Raw genomic sequence first — 18,092 nt, forward strand, 5'->3', positions numbered from 1 at the left:
ACCCCGCTAATACAATAATTAACGGGGTTCATGTATTTTAAGTTTTTAACTTAATTAAAATTCACAGTTTTTTGGCGTGCGCGGAAATGGAATAACGTCTCGAATGTTGCCCATTCCGGTGACGAACAGCACCAATCTTTCGAACCCCAGTCCAAATCCTGCATGCTGACATCCGCCAAAGCGACGGGTATCGAGATACCACTGCATTTCATCGGCGGGAATATTCATTTCTTCCATACGACTTTCCAACACATCTAAACGCTCCTCACGCTGCGAACCACCAATGATTTCGCCGATTTGCGGGAAGAGAACGTCCATGGCTGCGACCGTTTTATTATCGTCATTCATTCGCATGTAGAATGCTTTGATTTCTTTCGGATAGTCGGTCAGGATCAACGGTTTCTGGAATTTTTTCTCTACCAGGTAACGTTCGTGCTCGCTTTGCAGGTCGGTTCCGAATCCTTTGATCGGATATTGAAATTTGCCTTTTTTATTTTGTTTCGAATTCTTCAGAATATCGATAGCTTCGGTATAAGTCAGGCGAACAAATTCGTTGTCGGCTACAAACCTGAGCTTTTCGATGAGCTCCATCGAACGTTGGTCGGCCGGCTTATTCTTCTCTTCTTCCTGAAGGCGCTTGCTGAGGAATTGCAAGTCGTCCATGCAGTTATCCAACGCATAGCGAATAAGATATTGCAGGAATTCTTCCGCCAAATCCATGTTGTCGTTCAAATCGAAGAATGCAACTTCCGGCTCAATCATCCAGAACTCGGCGAGGTGACGCGAAGTGTTGGAGTTTTCAGCACGGAATGTAGGGCCAAATGTGTAAATACGTGACATGGCCATCGCGAACAACTCGCCTTCCAGCTGACCCGAAACGGTCAGGTTGGTCGATTTTCCGAAGAAATCCTCGCTGTAATCAATCTGACCTTCTTCCGTTTTGGGAAGATCGTTCATGGGTAAAGTGGTTACCCGGAACATTTCGCCGGCACCTTCAGCATCCGAACTGGTGACAATGGGCGTATGTATGTTGTAAAATCCCCGCTCGTTAAAGAAATTGTGAATGGCGAAAATCAACTTGTGCCGAATGCGGAAAATAGCGCTGTAGGTCGCCGTACGAGGGCGCAAATGCGCAACCTCGCGCAAAAATTCAAGCGAATGGCGTTTGGGCTGAATTGGGTACTTATCCGGATCGGCTTTACCGATGATTTCGATTTTCCCGGCCTGTAATTCTACCGACTGACCACTTCCGGTGGACTCGACCAGTTTTCCGGTCGCCGCAATAGCCGCACCCGTATTGATGTGCTTCAGAATCTCTTCTCCAAAATTTTCAGCATCAGCTACCACCTGCAAATTATTGATGGTTGAGCCGTCATTTAAAGCGATGAAACTTACATTTTTGCTGCCGCGACGGGTTCTAACCCAACCTTTCACTGTAATTTCGGCACCGACCTGGCCCGATTCCAGAATGTCAATAATTTGATTCTTCTTCATTGTAAAATATTTTATAGCTGATTGAACAGAAGTACAAAAGTAAGATTTTTGTTTTTTACAGGGTGACCACAACTTTAAATCTTTTTAATTGTCAAGGAACAGAGTGACAGAAAAACGGTATAGCCGACTTTGATGTCTTTTTTTACCTTTGTAAAAAAGAATAAGAAAATGAGTAAACCGCAAAATTGGAAAGAGTTGTGTGACCGGCTGAGCGATATGTTCGCTATGGACGTTGACCTGAATGGCGTGTTATACCTGGTTGGAGTGAGGGAGCGCGGATTGACTCTACGTAAATTCTCCAAATTTGAGAAATGGAGTCTGATAAATTTGGGTAGTTGTGTGCTGTATAAAGAAATCGGGATGGTAGAAGAGATGGGGACCGATCGGGATGGCTGGCCGATGTTTCGCGAAAAATCTCTTTTGACGAACTGGACCGAAGAGCGAAAACAAAAAACGCTTCAGGATTGCGCGATTCGTTATTTCTCCAAGGTTTTTGAAGATAGTGCTGCGGAGTAATGCGTTGATCTTTTATAGTTTGTTTCTCCTTCCGTTTGGAATAATCATTTTTTCAGGATAAATTCGGGATAGAAAGACAGATAACATCTGGGTAAATAAAAAAAGAGGTCAAATCTTCAATTGCTCTGTTTGCAAATTAATGATTGCCGCCGGAAAGTATGACTTGCATAGCTAACTGTAATGTCGCAGGGAATGAATCTGTCTACATTTGTTTGACTAATTAATCTTTTTTAGAATGGCTAGAAGAGTTGCCTCTTCAGTGAAACAAGATCATCTGTTGCTATTACTGGCCTACTTGTTCACACTATCCATGGCAGTAGTTTTTGTGAATTGGGAAGCTACACCTTATAATCCTGGGTATGCTTGTGTCCAAACCGTGGAAGTATTTGGTATTTTACTATTCACATTCGTTTTAAGTGATTATCCTGCACGAAAATATATTAAGCACCAGTTTGGGCAGTTTTTGTTTCGGTTGGTCGTTCTTTTTGGTGCTTCTTTGCTTATTATTCGTTTAAATATTGAGTTCACTCCTTATAACGTGGAGTTTGTTTTGCTCCGTGCTTTGAAAGTCTTTGCAACGCTTTCGTTGTCAATGATTATCCGGTTAATTTTTATCCGATATCAAAAGTAGAGTTAAACTATTTTAGCATAGCCAACGCATCTGCTACATCTTCCACTGGAAGTTGACATGCCCGGTTTACACACACGTATATTCTCGTTTTATCTTCGGCAAACCGCTCTTTCAGAAGCGGTATTTCGCTGGGTTTATTACCCGGACATATCACCGTATTGGGTAAATAGTACTGATTGATTTTATTCGAAACGGTCAGGGCATCAGGTCCTGAAATAGCTATTTCGAAGTATGGATTTGCCAGATTGAGCAACAATTTTCCCCAGTTGGCAAAAGCCCCCGGAAGTTTCATAAACAGCTTTTTGTGTTGAAGTGCCATACGTGAAGCTAATTCAATCCATTCCCTGTTTTCAAGTAAGTGCCCGAGACGAAAAAGTGCATTTGCCATGACTGAATTGGCTGCAGGAATGACGTTGTCGTACGTTTCGTACGAATTGGTAATAAAAGCCTCTGCTCCTCCGGGAGAATAATAAAAAAGATTGTCCTGTTCGTTGTAGAACCGATGAAAACAGGTTTGTGTCAGTTGTTCTGCCCGCGTCAGCCACATAGAATCGCCGGTTATCTCGAACAGCCCAATACTGGCTTCGGTCAGCATAGCATAATCATCAAGAAAGCCATCAATATTACTTTTGCCGTTTTTATAATTCCGAAGCAGATTTCCTTCCGGCGAAAGCTGATTGGCGAACAAAAAATTGCCGTTTTGAATGGCAAGGTTTAGAAATTCGTTTTCGCCGAAAGCCCGGTAGGCTTTTACCAGACCGGATATCATAAGTGCGTTCCACGAAGTCAGTGTTTTGTCATCTAACCCCGGACGTTCGCGTTCGTTCCTGGCTGCCATTAACTGCGATTGCCAGCTTTCTGTTTTATTCTGTAAAACAGTTAATTCAATATTTTTTTCTTTGGCAAACAGCTCATCACTTTGCGTTCGGTAAAGGATATAACTTCCTTCTTCCCAATGTCCAAGGTCATTGACGTTGTAATAGTCGGAAAATAGCGGGAAATCTTCACCCAAAATCTGTTTCAATTCGGCTTTTCCCCAAATGTAAAATCGACCTTCTTCTCCTTCGCTATCGGCATCGAGTGCGGAATAAAATGCTCCTTCCGGTGAGGTCATTTCACGCTTGATAAATTCGATGGATTGATAGACCACTTGTCGATATAATGCCTTTCCTGTTTTCTGAAAAGCCTCAGCGTATACACCTATCAGTTGCGCATTATCATACAGCATTTTTTCGAAATGAGGTACTTTCCAGATTTCATCTACCGAATAACGGGCAAAGCCTCCTCCAACCTGGTCGTAAATTCCGCCAAAGGCCATTTTTTGCAGCGTATTTTCGAACGCGCGGAGTACTTCCTCATCCTTCAACAAGTGGGCTGCCTGTAACTGGAAACTGAGATTAATGGGCATTGGGAACTTGGGGGCCCCTTTGCTTCCTCCGTATTCATCGTCCGTATCGCCGAGAATGTTCTTTAGTACTGTATCCAGCTCTTTTTTTGTAATGGGTTCTTTATCGGTCGGCTCTAAAGCCAGTGATGTTTGAATGATGCCCTGGTTGAGCTGTTCGGCGTATTCAACGGTTTTTTGCCGGTTATCGCGATAAAAACCTGCAATGGTATTCAGGTAATGTGTCCATTGTTCTTTTGGGAAATAGGTTCCCCCCCAAATTGGCCGGCCATCGGGAAGGGCAATGCAGTTCAACGGCCATCCGCCCTGTCGCGTCAGCAATTGAACAGCTGTCATGTATATTTTGTCGACGTCCGGTCGTTCTTCCCGGTCAACCTTAATACACACATAGTTTCGGTTCATTAAATCTGCGACTTCCGTGTCTTCAAAGCTTTCGTGCTCCATTACATGACACCAGTGACAGGCAGAATAGCCAATGCTAATGAGGAGAAGCTTATTTTCCGATTTAGCTTTTTCCAGCGCCTTATTCCCCCACGGATACCAGTTAACCGGGTTGTGGGCATGCTGAAGCAGATAAGGACTGCTTTCGTTAATAAGTTCGTTACTGAATTCAGGTCGATGAGAATCGGTTTTCATTTTACTCCTCCACTAACTTTTCATTTGTGTCGCTGCTTTTATCAAACGGAATCGGGAATAATAAGTTTATTTTTTGTGGTGATAGAACGAAAAGAATTACGATTGGTATGGCATCATACTTGCAATATCATTTACCATTTTGTAAAATTGTTATTCCGTAACCTGAGTAACTGGATGAGCTAATGAAAATGGTTGATGTGCTTGAGCGAATGGAAGAATCCATTCACCAGGCGAGTACAGGAGCGCCCGACGAATTTGCAAGGCGTTTGGGGATATCTACCCGCACGCTTTATAATTATTTGCATTTTCTTAGGGACCGAGGTGCGCCAATACTATATAGTCGTGCACGGGAAACCTATTATTATGAATTTCCCGGAAAAATGATGATCAAGTTTGAGCCCGAGTAACGGGCTTTTTTATTTTGTTAAAATTCGTTAAAGATTATGAAAAAGAGCCTACTGCAACTGAATTGCAGTGGACTGACATATATTTGCGTTGGCCGGAAAACCGGTTTGTGTGATAGTAAGTATTAAATTTTTTCTTTTGAGTTTAGGTGGTAAACTGCCCTGTATTCCGGGGCAGTTTACTTAATTCTTTTCCGGAAAAGTTTATTGGTTTATTCCTATTAAAGATCAGGCGTTATTGCCTTGGTTTAGCACTTTTTAATGGAAAAAGAATTGAGAGAAATGTGTGAGCTATCTAAGATATTATCATGGTAATATGATTGTATTATTAGGTAGTTGTGAAGCCAAAGCGGGGAAGAGTGGTTGCTTCCCCGCTTATTTTTTATAAAAAGCTAACGGTAACGTTGAACGACAAAAGCCGGAGTCAGGCCGTCAGCTATCGAATTCCTTACTTACTTCAGAATTTTCTCGATCTGATTCAGTTCCGATTCACTAAATTCCAGATTCTTCAATGCCGAGAGGTTGTTCTGCAGTTGTTTTACTGAACTGGAACCAATCAGCACGGAAGTTGTTCTTGGGTCACGCAGCAGCCAGACGATAGCCATTTGTGCCAACGACTGTCCGCGTTTTTCTGCCAGTTGATTCAGTTTTCTCACTTTTTCCAATGCCGGTTCAACAGCATCTTTCTGCAAAAAGCCCCACGATTTGGCTGCGCGTGAATCTTCCGGAATACCATGAAGATAACGGTCGGTTAAAAGTCCCTGCGCCAGCGGTGAAAAGGCAATCAAACCAATTCCTTCCTCTTCCAGTGTATCAGTGAGTCCGTCTTCTACCCAACGTTCGAACATCGAATACTTGGCCTGGTGAATCAGGCAGGGCGTTCCCAGTTCTTTGAGAATACGGGATGCTTCTTTGGTGGCTTCTTTCGGGTAATTGGAAATGCCGGCATACAATGCTTTTCCTGAACGAACAGCGTAGTCGAGTGCACCCATTGTCTCTTCCAGCGGTGTTTCCGGATCGAAACGATGCGAATAGAAAATATCCACATAGTCCAAATCCATGCGCTTCAGACTTTGGTCTAAACTCGAAAGTACATATTTACGTGAACCCCATTCTCCGTAAGGGCCATCCCACATCAGGTAGCCGGCTTTGGTGGAAATGATCAGTTCATCGCGGTGAGGCATAAAATCCTTTCTCATGATGACACCGAAGTTTTCTTCAGCTGAACCGGGAGGCGGGCCATAATTGTTGGCCAAATCGAAATGTGTTACACCATGATCGAATGCATAACGCAGCATGGCACGGCCATTTTCCATGACGTCCACCCCACCGAAGTTATGCCAGAGTCCCAGTGATATAGCAGGAAGTTTCAGCCCGCTTTTTCCGCAGCGGTTATACGGAATTTTGTTATCGTAGCGATCGGATGCCGGTAAATAGTTCATTTGATTTTTGTTTTACGATTAGTTGGTTAAAGGTAGCAAGAAGTAGAGGAAATATGCAATCTGTATTTTGTACAACATTGCGTTTCCTTTTCCTCTGATATGACTTTCAGCAGCATTGATAAAAATCCTGTTTGATGTTTTTCCGGTTGCTTTTCTTCGCCGTATGAAAAAGTGGCTTATTGTTTCGTCTTTTTTCCTGTTTTTCTTACCAGGAAATGGATTCGGTGCGGAAAATGCAACAGCAGAGGATGATTTTTCCATTGCCGGAACGTTTTTGCTACGTTCTTCTCATATTTGGAGAGGAATTCCGGTGAGCATGGATTATTGTTTCGAGCCTGAGTTGACGATTGGCAAGGGAAACTGGGCATTTACTTCGTGGGCGGCCCGCTCCTTCGATGGTAACTATAATGAGTTCGATCTCATCCTTTCATGGAAAACACCTTTCGTGGAGTTAACGCTTTACGACTATTATAATCCGGTCAGAGGAGAAACCAACCGTTTTCTACAATGGAATGGCGCTCAGCAGCGGCATTCAATGGAAGTGTCCGCCGAAATATCTGCCATCGAGCATTTCAGCCTCTTCGGAGCGACTTTTCTGACTGGGGACAATGATGAAACGGGGCGACCTTTTTACAGTACCTACATCGAAGGACGCTGGGAGCAATCCATCAACAAAATAGATTTTCAGCTCTTCGCGGGAATGACACCTTTTAAAGGTTATTATGCATCAGAAGCTTCGTGGCTGAATCTGGGAGCAAAAGGAGAATATGTTTTTCCGGTAGGTAAAAAGCTGAACATGCCTGTCGAAGCGGCCTGGCATTACAATCCTTCTCTTCGTCAGCATTTTCTGGTTTGGAGTCTTGGGTTTACCGGTTGGTAACAACAGGCTACATCGCCCTCTTTTTCGTATTTTAGCCTAAATTTTCGAAGATATGGGAAAACAAAACTGGAAACCCGGAAACATGGTATATCCGTTGCCGGCTGTCCTGGTAAGCTGCGGACATACCCCGGAAGAATATAACCTGATTACGATTGCCTGGACCGGAACCATCTGCTCCGATCCGCCCATGTGTTACATTTCGGTTCGGCCCGGAAGACATTCCTACGACATCATCAAACGCACCGGCGAGTTTGTTATTAACCTGACGACGGAAGAAATGGCCAACGTGACCGACTGGTGTGGTGTACGCTCGGGCCGCGATTACGACAAGTTCAAAGAAACAGGATTAACTCCTGCCGAGGCATGGGTGGTAAAATGCCCCATTGTTGAGGAAGCGCCGGTGAGTATCGAATGCCGGGTGACGGAAATCAAGCCGCTGGGAAGCCACGACATGTTTATGGCGGAAGTGGTAAATGTAATTGCCGACGACAGGTTCATTGATCCGGAAACGGATGCTTTTAGCCTGATTCGCTCTAAACCGATTGCTTATTCACACGGTCATTACTATTCACTGGGAAAAGAAATCGGGCGGTTTGGTTACAGTGTAATGAAGCCGAAGACAAAAAAGCGCTTGGCCCGGAAAGGGAAAAAACCGGCTAGCGGGAAGAATTAATTTTCCTAAGGATTTCGAACTAAACTATTCCATGGTACTACTGTTACTATGGAATTGCGACCGGTTAATGATTTTTAATCAGGATGTTTGCCCGTTTATGTAATAAAAAGGAAGTTATGAAGACTTAAAAAGAAAAATAATAATAACCAGAGTAACTAACCATTGTTAATCATGAAAAAAACAATTCTATTGTCGATGATGATTCTATTTAGCATAGCTTCTTCACAGGGAGCTTCCGAAGGAACGGAAAGCAATCCGCTATTGATGAAGTGGAATACGCCGCACGAAACGGCACCATTTAATTCGATTAAAACAGAAGACTTTGTTCCGGCTATCGACGTGGCTCTGACAGAGGCCCGCAAGGATGTTGACGCGATAATCAATAATTCGGACCCGGCAACTTTTCAAAATACCATTGAAGCACTGGAGGTTTCCGGCGAGAAACTCGATCGGGTAGCCGGCGTGCTCTTCAATCTCAATTCAGCCGAAACGAACAAAGAGTTGCAGGCGGTGGCCCGTGAAGTTTCACCGAAGTTGTCAGAATTTGGTAACTACGTTTCGTTGAATGAAGATCTGTTCAAGCGCGTAAAGGCGGTTTACGATAAACGTGAATCGCTGGATTTGACGGCAGAGCAAGCCAAGTTGTTGGAGAATTCCTACAAAGGTTTTGTTCGCCGGGGAGCCAATCTTCAGGGAGAAGCTAAAAAAAGATACGCTGAAATCACTACGGAGCTGGCCCAGCTTTCGCTGAAATTTGGTGAAAACGTGCTGGAGGAAACCAACGCATTTGAGCTGTTGATTACCGACGAAAAAGACCTCTCCGGTCTGCCGGAAGCGGTTCGCGAAGCGGCTGAACAGCTGGCGAAGTCGAAAGGCAAGGAAGGCTGGATGTTCAATTTGCAATATCCAAGTTATCTGCCGTTTATGAAGTATGCCGATAATCGCGAACTGCGTGAGAAAATGTACAAGGCTTATACTTCGCGCGCCTTCAAAGATAATGAATACAATAACGAAGAGACGATTCACAAGATTGTGAATCTCCGTTTGGAGAAAGCCAATTTGCTCGGCTTTAAAAGCCATGCCGATTATGTGCTTTCAGAAAGAATGGCCGAAACTCCCGAGAAGGTGAACAGCTTCCTGGAGGAGTTGCACGAAGCATCGAAACCTTATGCAGAAAAGGAATTTAAGGAAGTGACCGATTTCGCGAAAGCGAAAGGGCTGAAAGGCGACCTGCAACGTTGGGATTGGGCCTATTATTCGGAAAAGCTGAAAACGGAGAAATTCGGTTTCGACGAAGAGGAAGTGAAACCATACTTCCAGTTGGAAAAAGTGCGTGAGGGCGTTTTCGAACTGGCGCACCGTCTGTACGGATTGAACTTTAAAGAGAATAAGGATATCCAGGTTTACCATCCGGATGTGACCGCGTATGATGTGTTCAACGAGGATGGTTCATTCCTGTCGGTGTTGTACCTCGATTTCTTCCCACGGGATGGAAAGCGCGGCGGCGCCTGGATGAATGACTTCCGTGCCCAGAGCAATATTAATGGTAAGATGGAGCGTCCGATTATTACGGTCGTGACCAATTTTACCAAGCCCACCGAAACGAAACCTTCGTTGCTTACCTTTGACGAAGTAGAAACGTTCCTGCACGAGTTTGGTCATTCGCTGCATGGCATGTTGGCCAATACGGTTTACCCGAGCATGTCGGGAACAGGCGTGTATCGCGATTTCGTGGAGTTGCCTTCTCAGATTATGGAAAACTGGGCAACGGAGAAAGAGTGGCTCGACCTGTTTGCTGTGCATTATAAAACCGGTGAAAAGATTCCGGCCGAGCTGGTTCACAAACTCATCGAAGCCCGCAATTTCCAGTCGGGTTACCTGAGCGAACGCCAGTTGAGCTTTGGAATGGATGACATGGCCTGGCATTCGATTACCAAGCCAGTTACTGACGATGTGATTTCCTTTGAGCAGCGGGTGATGAGTAAAATGGAGCTGTTCCCGCACGTGGAAGGTAGCTGTTTTAACACCGCCTTCTCGCACATCTTTGCCGGTGGTTACGCGGCCGGTTACTACGGTTACAAATGGGCCGAAGTACTCGATGCCGATGCTTTCTCGATGTTCAAGAAGAACGGTATTTTCGATAGAGCTACGGCCGAATCGTTCCGCAAGAATATTCTGGAAAAAGGTGGAACGAAACACCCGATGGAACTGTATAAAGCTTTCCGCGGACAGGAGCCAACTGTCGAGGCGTTGCTGGAACGCAGCGGACTGAAAGATTAATCATACTGCACCATAAATGAAGAGGGCATCCTAAAACGGGATGCCCTTTTTCTTTGAATGATAAACTTATGTGCAGGTTTATAAAAGTTACACAAACAGATTGACGTTCGACTGCTCGGCTTCTTCGAGGTAGTTGGCTACCCCGCCAATGTTCACAGGGTCGAGCAGTTCCTCTTTTGTCACACCCATGATGTCCATGCTCATCTGGCAGGCAATCATGTTTATGCCCATTTCAGCCGCCTTGTCAATCATCCGCTCCAGCGCATCCACGTTCTTGGCCTTCATGCGCTGACGCATCATCTTTGAGCCGATACCGCCCATGTTCATGTTCGAAAGTTTCAGCTTTTTGGCGCTGGTCGGCATTAGTTTGTTGAGCATACTAACGGTAAACTCTTTCTTCACTCTGGGCTTTTCTTGTTTCTTAATCACGTTCAGTCCCCAGAAGGTAAAGAACATGGTCACCTTTTTGCCCATTGAGGCGGCGCCATTGGCAATGACAAACGAGGCCAGTGCTTTGTCGAGATCATCACTAAAGACGATGAGCGTTTTATTGCCTCCCTGGTTCATTACCTTCACTCCTTCAGTCGGCTGTGCTTTCTCGATGATGGCTCTGATTTCACCGTTTTCACGCGAACGTGCTACCAGGCGGTTTCCGGTTACGTTACACCACGACTCCACATCTTTATAAAAACCAGCGTCGGTGGCCAATACGCGCATCCGTTCGCCCGGCTGAATCTTTGCAATGTCTTCCTTCAGCTTCAAAATGGGACCGGGACACTGCAGCCCGCAGGCATCGACTTCCAATGTTTTTACATTGAAATGGTTTTTGGCATGTTCGGTCGGTTCGCTTTCGTGGACGTAAAGCTCTTCGTGGTAACTAATGCGATTGGATTGCTCGGCGATGGCATCCTTGCACACTTTCAAGCCGCCGGAGAGGTTGTACACCTCATTGAAGCCTTTTTGGCGGAGAATACGTGCTGCTACATAACCGCGAAGTCCAACACCGCAGTAGATGTATATCTTTTTGTCCTTCGGAATGCGATCGAGATTGTCGCGAATGCTGTCTACTTCAATATTGGTTGCATCATCGAGGTGATCCAGCTGAAATTCTTCCGGGGTGCGCACATCCAATACGAATGTATTTTCTTTTTCACGTGAGTGAAATTTGTACGGCGACAGTGGTTTGAACAGACCTTTGATGATGTTCTCGGCATTGAAGCCGGCCTGGTTTACCGGGTCTTTGGCCGAGCTGAACGGCGGTGCATAAGCATGCTCGAGTTCCTGTAAATCGTAAATATCTCCACCTTTTTTGATAACGGCTGCCAGCATGTCCAGGCGTTTGTCGACGCCTTTGTAACCGACTACCTGTCCGCCGTATAATCTTCCGGTTTCCGGATGGAACGAAACTTTCAGCACCATCTGCATGGCACCGGGATAATAACCCGCGTGCGAACCGGCATTCACGATAGTGGATTGGTAAGGTAAACCGGCTGCTTCGAGCGCTTTATCGCTCAAACCGGTAATACCGGCGGTTTTGTCGAATACTTTGGCGATGGCTGTCCCGATGGAACCCTGGTATTTTCGCAAATTTCCGTAAACCATATTGTCAGCCAGGATGCGGCCCTGCTTGTTGGCCGGACCAGCCAGGAATGCCAGCGAAGGCTTTCCGGTAACCGGATGCGGAAACTCAATGCCGTCACCTACCGCGTAAATATCTTTGACCGATGTTTCGAGGTATTCGTTCACAATAATTCCGCCGCGCTCACCGGTTTCGATGCCGGCCTTTTGGGCCAGACGCGTATCGGGCTTCACCCCGATGGAAAGAATCACGAAGTCGGCCTTGAGCTTCTTGCCACTGCCCAGGCTCACTTTTAGCTGGTGACCGTCGGGTGTAAATTCCTTTACGGCATCGTCGAGGTAAAGTGCTACCTCCATCTCCTTGAAATGCTGATGTAGCTGGGCGGCCATTTCGGGGTCCATCATGTTCATCACCTGCTCAGCAGCTTCCACTACCGTGACTTTTACGCCACGGCGATGCAGGTTTTCGGCCATTTCCAACCCAATGAATCCGGCGCCAATAACAATCGCCGAATGCGGTTCGTTGTCGTCAACAAAAGCCTTGATGCGGTCGGTGTCCTGTACATTCCGCAAGGTGAAAATATTGGGTGAGTCGATGCCCGGAATGGGAGGCCGCATGGGTGACGCACCGGGCGATAGTACTAGCTTATTGTATGTTTCGTAGTACGTTTCGCCGGTCCGGGAATTGTATATTTTTACTTTTTTGTTGGTTGCATCGATGTCTTTCACTTCGGTGTGAATACGCACATCGATATTGAAACGGGAACCAAAGCTTTCGGGGGTTTGCACCAAAAGTTTGTCGCGCTCTTTGATGACTCCGCCTATGTAATAAGGTAATCCGCAGTTGGCATACGAAATGTGCGGACCCTTTTCACACATAATGATTTCTGCCTCTTCATCTACTCTCCTCAGCCGGGCTGCTGTGGTCGCGCCACCGGCTACTCCTCCTACAATGATGTACTTCATGCTCTTTTTTATATCAACTCGTTCGACTGTCTGCACTGGTGAACAGACAATATTTTTACCTTTTTAAATTGTTCTTTTGATTTACTGACAGGTTGGATGGTTGACTCTATTGGTTTGCTTTTCGGGCTGCAAATATATAAAAATGGAGGTGTCTGGATATGTAGATGATGAGATTATAAGGAATCCTTAACCTTCTGCATGCCCTCTTAAAACAGGGGTAACATAGAAGTCGATATTATTCGCGCTAAGCGGAAAATGAAGTCATTTAGCGGGCGGTGGTTGCTTCGGTATGAATAGCACGAAGGAGCGATGTGGCGGCTCCCGGAGCCACATCCTGAGTCAGCTCCCAGGCCATGATACCGCTGTACCCGTTGTCGATGAGGTAGCGGGTCTTCTGCGTCAGCAAATCGGGGCCGTTGTAGGAGTAATTGCCAGCCTTGTTCATGCTCACATCGGGTTGATATTTCGCGACGATTTGCCGGTAGGTGAGCGCTGAAGGCTCGCTGCTGGTGTTGTCCCAGGGTTTTCGTCCGTAAAACGGAACGCCTCCTATCAGTTTGGCTTTGGGAATACTAGCCTGGCTGAATGCAGTGAGTGCACTGACAAATTGTTGGTAGGTGGCCTGATTGTCGTTGCTATCGAACGAGTCGTAAATCATCAGGTTAATGTAATCGGTGTAGTTGGCTACTGCGAGGGAACGATCGACATTGTAAGTAGTTGCCGCCACCGAGAACATCAGCTTTTGCTTATGTAAGGATGCTGACAAGTCCGAGCAGAGTGCTTCGTAACCCTGCTGCGGGATGGTTTGCGGGTAATCTTCCCAGTCGAGGTCCACTCCGGCGAGTTTTTCGCTTACGCAGAAGTCTGTGATATCGGCGACATATTGTGCCCGTTTTTCGGCGGAAGCCGCCATCGGGAAAATGGTTTCTGATTCGTACCAACCGCCCAATACCAGGAAGAGCTCGATATTCTGGTTGCCAATAGCCGATTTGACCTCACGAATGTGCGCCGTCATTTCCGGAGAAATGACAAAGTTGCCCGATGAATCAGGAGCTACCGAGAAGAAATAGACGCGCGACAGTAAATTCAGTGCGTCGAAATCGAAGCTGCTGAAGCTGTAATCGGGCAAATAGCCGGCGATGATGACGGGACTTTCAATGGTTGCGGGTTCCGGCGGCGTTACAGGGCTGTCGTCCTTTTGGCACGAAGCAAGGATAAACATCAGCGGCAGTATCCACACCAGCCACTTCAGTTGAAATCGGAGCAGGTTATTTTTCATTGATCGGTCAGGTATTCGTCTGGAAAAGCATGGTACGGTGCCGAAGATAGTCATCTGCGACATGACTGGCAAAACTTTTCAAATGTGGAAAGAGTCAGAAAGAAGGCAGGGTTTAACGACGGAGCCGGGTGGTTGTACCGGACAGATCAGATTGGCTGAAACACCCGGTCTTACTGGTTGGAACAACTCCGTCCGTCGTTGGAAGATGTCAGCGGTTGGTTGGAACTACTGCGACAGGTGTTGGAACTACTCCGTCATGCATTGGACGAAGTCAGCGGGGCGTTGGAACTACTAATGCAGCCGTTGGAACCACTTCCCCGGTCGTTGGAACTACTTCGCGAGTCGTTGGAACATGTCGGCCGTTGGTTGGAACCACTCCGTCATGCCTTGGAGGAACCCGGCGGTCAGTTGGAACTACTCCGTGCGTTGTTGGACAAACTCAGTGACTCGTTGGAACATGCCGCTGCGTTGTGGGAACTACTCGGGGGAGAGCAGAATGAACTTCCGGGGCACCGGAATCGACTTGCTGCCGGGCAAAACGGGGATGACGGGAGACTTTTGTGTCAAGGCGGTGAGTGATGGAGGCGGCATTGCCGAAAAATCGTTACTTTGGACTTCGTTATTGGAATATTCCCTTACCGGGAAGCTGAACTTACCTCGGCGGTTGAGGTTTTTTCGCGCGCCGAAGAATGAGAAAACAGCGGAAATTCCTTTGCCATTCAACTGACTTAAGCGATTGATGAAAAAGACAGGCTACATCCTGATTACCGGCATCATTTTCCTGTTGTCGTTCCGATTGTATTCGGCGTTGTTTTATCCGGCCCTTAATTCGGATAATGCTGTGGGTATATTGATGGTGCACTATTTTCATCTGCCACACGACTGGTATGCCTGGGGACAGGACCGGATGGGCAGCCTGATTCCGTTGCTGGCACAAATCCCGCATCGCCTCTTTCACTGGTCGGCTCTAACCTCCGAGTCGGTTATCCATTACGGTATCCTCCTGCTCGGGTTTCTGGCTTTCGCCTCTTTCCTGAAATCGAAGTTCTACCGGGTTGTCTTTGCCATCGTCTGGTTTTTTCCGCCCATGCGCCTCATCGATGTAACGCAGTTTGCGTTTGGTATTCAGTACAGCCTCATTGCCATGGCGTGTTACCTGCTTAGCCGGTCGGACAAAGCATCGGTTCGCGGGAAGCCGGTTGTGTACCACCTCATTCTTTTAGCAACAGTGCTGGTATTGATAAGCGCCGTTTGGGTGTCCGATTTGGCCGTGGTATCGGTTGTTTTGTTGCTGGGTATCCGTCTTTTCTTCCTGGTAAAGGAAAACGGGCCGCAATCTCCGGTACTCCGGAATTCGGGAATATATTATGCCGTTGCCACTATCGTGGCGGGCGGATGGTTTATTCTGTACGCCAAAGCGAATGCCGGCGCCGGGCACAACTATGCCGCTATCGACAGCCTGCATACCTTCGGGCGTGCCCTGGGCATTTTCACGAAAACCGTGGTCGACTTGTTCCTCTTCCGGGCCAACGAACCGTTCACCAGCGTTTATTCGTGGCTGGTTTTACTCATCCTGGGCTTTGCGGTATCCCGTATCCGGAAGATGGAATGGAACGACACCATCCGGAAATGGGGCATCTTTTTCCTGCTTGATGCAGTGGTGGTGTTTGCCGTGATTATGCTTTCGCGATGGACGTTTCTGAACAACGTACCACGACGGTATTTTACCTGCACGTATATCTCCCTGTCGTTTGTGGTGTTGCTGGTTTTCGATAATGGACACTTACGTGGAAAGCAGCTGAAAATGTGGCAAGCCTTTATTGCCCTGACGGTCGTCATTGGCGGGGCGGGCACTATCTATAACCTGAAATACATTTGGCCCGGTACTTTAACACCCAAGGTGAAGGTCGTGGGTGAATTTAAACAACTGGGGAAAATCGGGGTGATTGCGGAGTATTGGAATTCGTACATTACGTCGTGTGTCGATCCGGAAATGATTAAAGCAACGCCTCACGATACCACCTGGGCAGTAAAAAGCCGGGAGCAGGTGAAGGAAGTTTTTGAGCAAAAAAACATCTACGTCATCCGGGATATGTGGCTGAAGAGTTTCCCGGATACCCTAAAGGAATTTGGACATACCCTGCTGAAAGACGGGGAGCCGTTTCATATCGGCGATTGCGATGTGTGCAAGTACGCGAAGACGGAATGATTGTTTCATTTCTGTTGTTTTATACCCATACGGGTATACCTGGGGTGGTTTGAGTATTTATTATACCCGTACGGGTATGTTTCTATATTAAAATCACTATTTTATACCCGAACAGGTATAATTAACCAGAATAATGTTATTTTTATACCCGAACAGGTATATTATGGATAGTAAGAAGGTACATCAATTTGTTAAGGAGAAACGAAAGGCTTTGGGGTTAACCCAGGAAGAACTTTCGTTTAAAGCCGGTGTCGGCCTGCGGTTTGTCCGTGAGCTCGAACAGGGTAAATCAACTTTGCAAATGAACAAGGTGAATCAGGTACTTAAACTTTTTGGGTACGAACTGGGCCCGGTTCCTGTCGACAGAAATGATTTGATCCATGAAGGAAGCTAACGTTTACATGCATGATAATTTGGCTGGCTTGCTCATTGAAGATGAAAATGGGTATCGCTTTCAATACAGCCGGGCCTACCTTGAGCTGGACGACCCTGAACCGGTTAGTCTGACTTTGCCGTTAACCAAAGACGCATACCATAGTCCGGTGTTGTTTCCGTTTTTCGACGGATTGATTCCGGAAGGCTGGCTGCTGGATATCGCTGAACGAAACTGGAAGCTCAATCCCCGCGACCGAATGGGGATTCTGCTCGCTACCTGCCGTGATTGTATTGGTGCTGTTTCCATTCACCCCGTTGAAACCGATCGCGTATGAGCAGGTGTTTGTATTGCTATAAAGAACTCACCTACGACGAGCTGAAACAGCCAGCCGGAAAAGCTGGTTATCACACAGCCTGCAGCCGGAAGCTTTTTGGAAAGGCAGTTCCTCCGGAGTTACCCTATACCGAAAATGACATCCTTAGGTTGGCTGAGCAGGTTGTGCGAAGTCAAAAAATTGTGACCGGCGTGCAACCCAAGTTGTCGCTGGGGATTGAAAAGATGAAGGAGAAGGATGCGCCGGATCGGTTTACAATCATTGGACTGTGGGGAGAATACATTCTGAAACCCCAGACAGAGCATTTTTCGCATTTACCCGAAATTGAAGACCTCACCATGCATTTAGCCGAGGCAGCGCGAATCAGTACAGTTAACCATGGATTGATTTACTTACGATCGGGCCAGCTTGCTTACATAACGAAACGGGAAGATCGGAACCGGGGCAAAAAGCTGCATATGGAGGACATGTGTCAGTTAACTGAGCGATTGACCGAGCACAAGTACAAAGGTTCGTACGAGCAAATAGCCAAAGCAATACTCAAATATGTTGCTCATCCCGGATTGGATGTGGTCAACTTTTATGAGCAGGTCGTTTTTAGTTTTCTGACGGGAAATAACGACATGCATCTGAAGAATTTTTCCTTGCTAAAGGATGACCAGCGAAACTACAACCTTTGTCCTGCTTACGATATGGTGGCATCGGAGTTGGTAGTAGAAGGTGATACTGAAGAGTTAGCTCTCAACCTGAATGGGAAAAAGCGGAAATTGAAGCGAAGTGATTTTGAAACGGCCATGCTGAGAGCCGATATTGATGCCAAGGTCATTGCCAATATTTTTAAGCGTTTCACGCGAATCTTGCCCAAATGGCACGAATGGGTCGATACGAGTTTTCTTACCGAAGATTTAAAGAATGCCTATCACGAAATGCTCGACCGGAAAGCGAGACAGCTGGAACTTGTGTCAGGTAAGGAGTCAACTGAAGTCTAA

The 18,092-nt window shown here is 46.5% G+C and carries 16 protein-coding genes; 11 read left to right on the top strand and 5 right to left on the bottom strand.

The genetic code is table 11. The features are described 5' to 3' along the window. Positions 1-54: 54 nt before the first annotated feature. On the bottom strand, positions 55-1,494 hold the full coding sequence (gene asnS / locus T426_RS0100980) for an asparagine--tRNA ligase (RefSeq protein ID WP_025862669.1): 1,440 nt from the start codon (positions 1,492-1,494) through the stop codon (positions 55-57). Between the two features lie 168 nt (positions 1,495-1,662). On the opposite strand from asnS, the gene T426_RS24815 reads away from it, so the two are divergent. Further along, a complete protein-coding gene (locus T426_RS24815) occupies positions 1,663-2,010 on the top strand; it encodes a hypothetical protein (protein WP_148303645.1) in 348 nt (115 codons plus the stop codon). A 235-nt stretch (positions 2,011-2,245) separates the two neighbouring features. Next, positions 2,246-2,641 carry a hypothetical protein gene (locus T426_RS0100990; protein ID WP_025862671.1) on the top strand — a complete coding sequence of 132 codons (396 nt, stop codon included), beginning with the start codon at positions 2,246-2,248 and terminating at the stop codon, positions 2,639-2,641. Between the two features lie 7 nt (positions 2,642-2,648). Here the strand turns inward: T426_RS0100990 and T426_RS0100995 are convergent, their stop codons facing one another. Next, the gene (locus T426_RS0100995) at positions 2,649-4,682 is read right to left on the bottom strand and encodes a thioredoxin domain-containing protein (RefSeq protein WP_025862672.1); all 2,034 of its coding nucleotides are present in this window, start codon (positions 4,680-4,682) and stop codon (positions 2,649-2,651) included. Between the two features lie 209 nt (positions 4,683-4,891). On the opposite strand from T426_RS0100995, the gene T426_RS26270 reads away from it, so the two are divergent. Then, on the top strand, positions 4,892-5,089 hold the full coding sequence (locus T426_RS26270; RefSeq protein WP_051538405.1) for an HTH domain-containing protein: 198 nt from the start codon (positions 4,892-4,894) through the stop codon (positions 5,087-5,089). Between the two features lie 449 nt (positions 5,090-5,538). Here the strand turns inward: T426_RS26270 and mgrA are convergent, their stop codons facing one another. Further along, the gene (mgrA, locus tag T426_RS0101005; protein WP_025862675.1) at positions 5,539-6,528 is read right to left on the bottom strand and encodes an L-glyceraldehyde 3-phosphate reductase; all 990 of its coding nucleotides are present in this window, start codon (positions 6,526-6,528) and stop codon (positions 5,539-5,541) included. A 163-nt stretch (positions 6,529-6,691) separates the two neighbouring features. On the opposite strand from mgrA, the gene T426_RS0101010 reads away from it, so the two are divergent. The 3 genes from T426_RS0101010 (at position 6,692) to T426_RS0101020 (ending at position 10,361) form a co-directional block, all read left to right on the top strand. Continuing rightward, positions 6,692-7,408 carry a hypothetical protein gene (locus T426_RS0101010; RefSeq protein WP_148303646.1) on the top strand — a complete coding sequence of 239 codons (717 nt, stop codon included), beginning with the start codon at positions 6,692-6,694 and terminating at the stop codon, positions 7,406-7,408. Positions 7,409-7,460: 52 nt separating this feature from the next. Beyond that, positions 7,461-8,081, top strand: coding sequence for a flavin reductase family protein (locus tag T426_RS22340; protein ID WP_025862677.1), 621 nt, complete (start codon positions 7,461-7,463; stop codon positions 8,079-8,081). A gap of 171 nt (positions 8,082-8,252) precedes the next feature. Next, complete coding sequence (locus T426_RS0101020; RefSeq protein WP_027585157.1) at positions 8,253-10,361, top strand: M3 family metallopeptidase; 2,109 nt, start codon at positions 8,253-8,255, stop codon at positions 10,359-10,361. Positions 10,362-10,448: 87 nt separating this feature from the next. Here T426_RS0101020 and T426_RS0101025 read toward each other — a convergent pair whose 3' ends face one another. Both T426_RS0101025 and T426_RS0101030 read right to left on the bottom strand, forming a co-directional pair. Continuing rightward, on the bottom strand, positions 10,449-12,905 hold the full coding sequence (locus T426_RS0101025; protein ID WP_025862678.1) for an FAD-dependent oxidoreductase: 2,457 nt from the start codon (positions 12,903-12,905) through the stop codon (positions 10,449-10,451). 265 nt (positions 12,906-13,170) lie between these two features. Further along, positions 13,171-14,184, bottom strand: coding sequence for a glycoside hydrolase family 18 protein (locus T426_RS0101030; protein WP_025862679.1), 1,014 nt, complete (start codon positions 14,182-14,184; stop codon positions 13,171-13,173). 177 nt (positions 14,185-14,361) lie between these two features. Here T426_RS0101030 and T426_RS0101035 point away from each other — a divergent pair, with 177 nt between their 5' ends. The 5 genes from T426_RS0101035 to T426_RS0101060 all read left to right on the top strand — a co-directional run bounded on the left by T426_RS0101035 (position 14,362) and on the right by T426_RS0101060 (position 18,092). Further along, a complete protein-coding gene (locus tag T426_RS0101035; RefSeq protein ID WP_025862680.1) occupies positions 14,362-14,763 on the top strand; it encodes a hypothetical protein in 402 nt (133 codons plus the stop codon). Positions 14,764-14,923: 160 nt separating this feature from the next. Continuing rightward, entirely contained in the window at positions 14,924-16,393 is a 1,470-nt protein-coding gene (locus T426_RS0101045) for a hypothetical protein (RefSeq protein ID WP_025862681.1), read from the top strand. A 163-nt stretch (positions 16,394-16,556) separates the two neighbouring features. Further along, positions 16,557-16,787 carry a helix-turn-helix transcriptional regulator gene (locus T426_RS0101050; RefSeq protein WP_025862682.1) on the top strand — a complete coding sequence of 77 codons (231 nt, stop codon included), beginning with the start codon at positions 16,557-16,559 and terminating at the stop codon, positions 16,785-16,787. Next, positions 16,774-17,103, top strand: coding sequence for a HipA N-terminal domain-containing protein (locus tag T426_RS0101055; protein ID WP_025862683.1), 330 nt, complete (start codon positions 16,774-16,776; stop codon positions 17,101-17,103). Before T426_RS0101050 ends, T426_RS0101055 begins: the two co-directional genes overlap by 14 nt. Next, positions 17,100-18,092, top strand: coding sequence for a HipA domain-containing protein (locus tag T426_RS0101060; protein ID WP_027585158.1), 993 nt, complete (start codon positions 17,100-17,102; stop codon positions 18,090-18,092). The genes T426_RS0101055 and T426_RS0101060 overlap by 4 nt, the downstream gene beginning before the upstream one ends.

The sequence above is a fragment of the Prolixibacter bellariivorans ATCC BAA-1284 genome (assembly GCF_000621705.1).
Taxonomy (GTDB): domain Bacteria; phylum Bacteroidota; class Bacteroidia; order Bacteroidales; family Prolixibacteraceae; genus Prolixibacter; species Prolixibacter bellariivorans.